This window comes from Rhizobacter sp. (assembly GCF_031412075.1).
Taxonomy (GTDB): domain Bacteria; phylum Pseudomonadota; class Gammaproteobacteria; order Burkholderiales; family Burkholderiaceae_C; genus Rhizobacter.
Genome location: NZ_JANOCG010000154.1, coordinates 1 through 5,361 on the forward strand (window position 1 = coordinate 1; position 5,361 = coordinate 5,361).

The following is a 5,361-nucleotide window of genomic DNA, read 5'->3' on the forward strand; positions in this document are numbered from 1 at the left end:
ACGACCTCGCCGCGATGGTGGCCTACATCCGCCAGATGCCGCCGGTCGAAGGCCGCAGCGCGGTGCTCGAGCTGCCGCCGCTGGTGAAAACCTTGTACGCCACCGGCGTGATGCATGACGCGGCGGAGATCATCGACCACAAGTTGCCACCCTCGACGCCAGTGCCAGAAACGGTGAACGCGCAACACGGTGCCTACGTCACCAACTCGTGCATCGGCTGCCACGGTGCTCAGCTCTCGGGCGGCAAGATCCCGGGCGCACCGCCCGAGTGGCCGGCCGCCGCCAACCTGACGCCCGGCGAAGGCAGCGTGATGGCGCACTACCCCACCGTCGAAGCCTTTGCCGAGATGTTCAAGACCGGCAAGCGCCCCGACGGCACGGTGGTGAGCCAGGTCATGCCCTTCCTGTCGCTCAAGGAGATGAACGACACAGACGTGCGCGCCATGTACCTGCACTTGAAGAGCCTGCCGCCCGTGGCCGCCGGCAAGCGCTGAACCCCACACCCCTTCGGAGATAAACCATGAACCTAGTCCGCACCCGTGTTGCGGCGGTGGCCGCTGCATGCCTGTTCACCGCCTGTGGCGGTGGCAGCACCGACACCCCACCCACCACCACCCCTGCCAGTTCAGCGCTGCAAGTGCAGCTGGAAGGCTGCGTCGTCGACCAGAACGACCAGCCGCGCGCAACCCGCGTGCACGCCTTCAGCGAAGACGGCCGGTCGGTCGCCACCGCGACCAGCAGCCCGCAAGGTGTTTTCAACTCACAGTGCCGGCGCGCCAGCACGTGAACGTCGGCCTCGATGCGCCTGGCCATGAATCGCTGACGCTGCTCACCGGCAGCAACAGCGTGGCGCTGGGTGGCTGCTTGCGTGAACGCACCACTTGAAAACTCGACTTGGCTCCGCTTGCCCTGAACTCGCCTGGGCTCCATTCGCCCTGAGCTCGCCTTGGCTCCATTCGCCCTGAGCTCGCCTTGGCTCCGTTCGCCCTGAGCCTGTCGAAGGGTGATGCGACCGGCACCAGGCTTCGACAGGCTCAGCACGAACGGCGTGTTTCTGAACTCGTCTCTGAACTAGAAATTGGTCTACACATGAAACCCACCACCCCCTGGCTGCTCGCCCTGGCCAGCGCATTCCTTCTCACCGCCTGCGGCGGTGGCGAAGACGACAAGAACAACCCACCTGCAGGCGGCGCCAGCGTCACCGGCCTCGTGGTCGACATGGACACCGACGCCCCCGTGGCCAATGCCCGCATCAGCGCCGGCGGGCGCAGCGTGCAATCGCAAGCCGATGGCCGCTTCACGCTCACCGGCCTCGCCGCGAGCGAGCGCCTGCCGGTGCAAGTCGAAGCCGCGGGCCATGGCAGCAACGTCGCCGTCGTCAAGCTGCCAACCAACAGCACCGCCACCGTCCGTGTGCGGCTGCTCAGGCTCGCGCCCACACAAGTGTTCAATGCCGAAACCGGCGCCACGCTCACCCTGCCCGGCAGCACCGCGCAGGCCCAGGTGCCAGCCAACTCGCTGGTCGATGCGCTGACCGGCGCGCCTGTGGTGGGCCCGGTGACGGCCAGCGTGACCAACGTCGATCCAGCACGCGACCCCGAGCGCATGCCCGGCGGCTACACCACGCTGCAAGGCAACCAGGTGCGTGCCATCGAGAGCTTCGGCGCGATCAAGGTCGACCTGCGCGATGCCAACGGCCGTCGCCTGCAGCTCGCCCCCAACACCGACGCACGCATCCGCATCCCGCTGTCGACGCGCTCACCCAACCCGCCGGCCGACGTGCCGCTGTTCCACTTCGATGAAGCCAGTGGCCGTTGGACCAAGGAAGGCATCGCCATGCTGCGCACCGCGCCCAACGGCGAGCGCTACTACCAGGGCGACGTGACGCACTACAGCTACTGGAATGCCGACATCGAATCGGAAACGGTGGAGGTCGAGGGCTGCGTGCAAAACCCGGACGGCTCGCCCGCTTCCGGCGTGATCGTCAGCGGCAGTGGCAGCGACTACTCGGGCCGCACCTCCGCCATCACCAACAACGAAGGCCGCTTCACGATGTCGGTGCGCAAGAACGCCATCACCAGCATCTGGGCCGCCACCGACACGCGTGTCACGCCCATCACCGAGCTGACCGTGGGCGAAAACGGCGGCGGCATCGCCGGTGATTGCATGCGCCTCGAAGCCTCGACCTCGCCCGTGCCCGGCCGCCTGTCGCCACGCATCATGCAAAACCCGCGCAACACCACGGTCGAAGCCGGCCAACCGGCGCTGCTGCAAGCCGTGGCCGAAGGCACGCAGCCCATCACCTACCGCTGGAGCCGCAACGGCCAGCCCATCGCCAACAGCAACACGAGTGCGCTGTGGGTCTTCAACACGACGGCGGCCGACGACGGCGCCACCTTCACCGTGACCGCCACCAACGCCGCCGGCACCATCACCAGCGCCGCCGCGCGCTTGAACGTGAACAGCACGCCCGTGGCGCCCAGCATCAACACCCAGCCACTGAACGCGACCGCCGCGGCCGGTGAGACAGCCAGCTTTGCAGTGGTGGCCCAAGGCAGCGGCCCGCTTGTTTACCAGTGGCTGCGCAACGGCATGCCCATCACAGGCGCCACACAAAACGTCTACCAACTCACCGCCACGCCAGGTGACAACGCTGCGCTCTTCAGCGTGCGGGTGAGCAACGCGGTGGATTCGGTGACGAGCCAGGCGGCCACGCTCACCGTGGTGTCGCCGCAGTCGGCACCGGTCATCACCACCCAGCCGAGCAGCGTCGTGGCCAGCGTGGGCGGCAGCGCGAGCTTTGCCGTGGCGGCCACTGGCAGCGGCTCCATCGGCTACCAATGGCAGCGCAACGGCAACAACATTGCCGCCGCCAACGAAGCCAGCTACACGCTCAACGCGGTGAGCGCGGCAGACAACGGCGCGCAGTTCCGCGTGATCGTCAGCAACGGCCAGGGCGAGGTGGCCAGCAACGCGGCCACGCTCACTGTGAGCGTGGGCAGTGAAGACCAGCAGGCGCAGGTGCTGAAGCTGATGTCGCTGTGGAGCGATGGCCTCAACGCCGCCGGTGCGCCGCTGCAGTTCGTGGAAGACGACTTCCGCGTCAAGGCCATCAACCAGATCTGCCTCGGCGGCAACGCCACGCTCACGCTCGACGGTGGCGCCGTGCCCGCCGTGGGCCAGAGCCTGCCGCTGGGCCAGCACACGCTCGCAGCACAGTTCGCAGCCTGCACAGGCGAGTTCGGCATCGGCTACGAGGGCTTGAGCAGCGCGGCCTACCACTTCACCGATGCGGCGCACCGCGTGGGCACGCTGCAGTCGACGATCACCCACTTCGTCAACAGCGATCTCGACGACAACGGCGACCCGGTCTCGACGCGTGTGCACGGTACAGCCCGCGTGGAAGTCGACGGCAGCCTGAACGGCAACGTCGACACCCAGCGCCTGCGCTTCATGCCGGCGGCCGGCTTGCTGCTGACCGACCTAGCCAGCGGCACCGCCTCCACCTTCAACAGCGGCCACGTGCTCGTGCACACCGTCAGCGTCAACACCGCCACCGGGCCGCGCCCGCAGGTGTCGCGCCAGGAGTACACGCAGCTGAGCTTCACGCGTGGCGGTGTGACCTACGTGTCCCACGGCTTCGTGCAGGTCGACTTCGATGCACAAGGCCGGCTGAGCAGCGGCAGCGGTGTGGTGGAGATCACCGCCAACGGCCAGCTGATGGCACGGGTGCGCGCCACGGCGGCCGGCTTCGCGGTCGAGGTGGTCACAGCACCACCCGGCTTCACCGCTTCGGCGATCAAACGCGCCCGCATCGGTGCGGCCAAACCGGTTGCGCCCGCCAAGACCCGTCACTTCTTTTGAGATCGGAAGACTTCATGAACACCCCCAAAACCATTGCCGTGATCGGCGCCACCGGCGCCCAAGGTGGCGGCCTCGTGCGCGCCATCCAGAGCGACCCGAGCCGCGCCTTCAAGGTGCGCGCCATCACCCGCAACCCGACCAGCGAACAGGCACGTGCACTCGGCGTTGAAACCGTGCGAGCCGATCTCGACGACGTGGCCAGCCTGCGCGAAGCCTTCGAGGGCGTGCACGGCGTGTTTGGCGTCACTGCCTTCTGGGAACACTTCTCGCCCGAGCGCGAGCGCGCGCAGGCCCAGGCCATGGCGACTGCCGCTGCCGCAGCCGGCGTCGAACACTTCATCTGGTCGACGCTCGAAGACACCCGCCGCTGGCTGCCCGTGGGCAGCGGCTACATGCCCACGTTGATGGGCCAATACAACGTGCCGCACATGGACGCCAAGGGCGAGGCCGATGAGGTTTTCGCCGCCTCGGGCGTGCCGACCACCGCGCTTCGCACCTCGTTCTTCTGGGACAACCTGATCCACTTCGGCATGGCGCCGCGGCGCGGTGCCGATGGTGGCCTCGTGTTCTCGCTGCCGATGGGCGCCAAGAAGCTGCCGGGCATCGCCGCCGCCGACATCGGGCACTGCGCCCTGGGCCTCTTCAAGGGCGGCGACACCTACATCGGCAAGACGGTTGGCATTGCCGGCGAGCACCTCAGCGGTGACGACATGGCCGCTGCCTTGTCACGCGCACTGGGCGAGCCGGTGCGCTACGAGTCGATCCCGTTCGAGGTGTACCGCGGCCTGGGCTTCCCGGGTGCGGAAGACCTGGCCAACATGTTCCAGTTCAAGCATGACTTCGAGGCCGACTTCTGCGGCTCGCGGCCGATTGCGCTATCTCGCCAGTTGCACGCCGGCCTGCAGACCTTCGACCAGTGGCTGGCGCAGCACCGCAGTGCCCTGCCCTTGGGCTGAGAGACTGAGGGATTTTGGCATCCGTTCGCCCTGAGCCTGTCGAAGGGCCCAGTGCACGGCGCTGGCTTCGACAGGCTCAGCCCGAACGGAAGAGGTTCTCAGCCTCAGAGACGACTCACCACCTCGTCGGCCAAGGCCAGGCACGAGGTCAACCCCGGCGATTCGATGCCGAACAGGTTCACCAGGCCCGCCACGCCATGCTCGCGCGGCCCGTCGATGCGGAAGTCGGGCGCGGGTTGGTCGCGCGAGTGAATCTTGGGGCGCATGCCGCTGTAGGCCGGCTGCAAGGCGCCATCGGGCAGGCCCGGCCAGTAGCGGCGCACGTCGGCGTAAAAGCCGGCAGCGCGTGCGGGGTCAACCACGTAGTCGAGGGGCGCGTCGGCCACCTCGTCGGGCAGCCACTCCACGTCGGGGCCAAAACGCGCCTGCCCGCCCAGGTCGAGCGTGAGGTGCACACCCAGCCAGGCGTCTTGCGGCAGGGGATAGACCAGCCGTGAAAACGGCGCACGGCCGGCCAGCGCGTAGTAGTTGCCTTTGCTGA

5 protein-coding genes are annotated in these 5,361 nt (G+C 67.8%); 4 read left to right on the forward strand and 1 reads right to left on the reverse strand.

The features are described 5' to 3' along the window. The 4 genes from RMO40_RS05525 to RMO40_RS05540 all read left to right on the forward strand — a co-directional run. Positions 1-494, forward strand: a 494-nt coding sequence (locus RMO40_RS05525) for a c-type cytochrome (RefSeq protein WP_489660114.1), incomplete at its 5' end; no start/stop codon positions are given. 26 nt (positions 495-520) lie between these two features. Further along, positions 521-787, forward strand: coding sequence for a hypothetical protein (locus RMO40_RS05530; RefSeq protein WP_309717457.1), 267 nt, complete (start codon positions 521-523; stop codon positions 785-787). Between the two features lie 302 nt (positions 788-1,089). Next, entirely contained in the window at positions 1,090-3,864 is a 2,775-nt protein-coding gene (locus RMO40_RS05535) for an immunoglobulin domain-containing protein (RefSeq protein WP_309717460.1), read from the forward strand. Between the two features lie 14 nt (positions 3,865-3,878). Next, entirely contained in the window at positions 3,879-4,820 is a 942-nt protein-coding gene (locus tag RMO40_RS05540) for an NmrA family NAD(P)-binding protein (protein ID WP_309717463.1), read from the forward strand. Positions 4,821-4,924: 104 nt separating this feature from the next. Here RMO40_RS05540 and RMO40_RS05545 read toward each other — a convergent pair. Next, positions 4,925-5,361, reverse strand: a 437-nt coding sequence (locus tag RMO40_RS05545) for an FAD-dependent oxidoreductase (RefSeq protein WP_309717466.1), incomplete at its 5' end; no start/stop codon positions are given.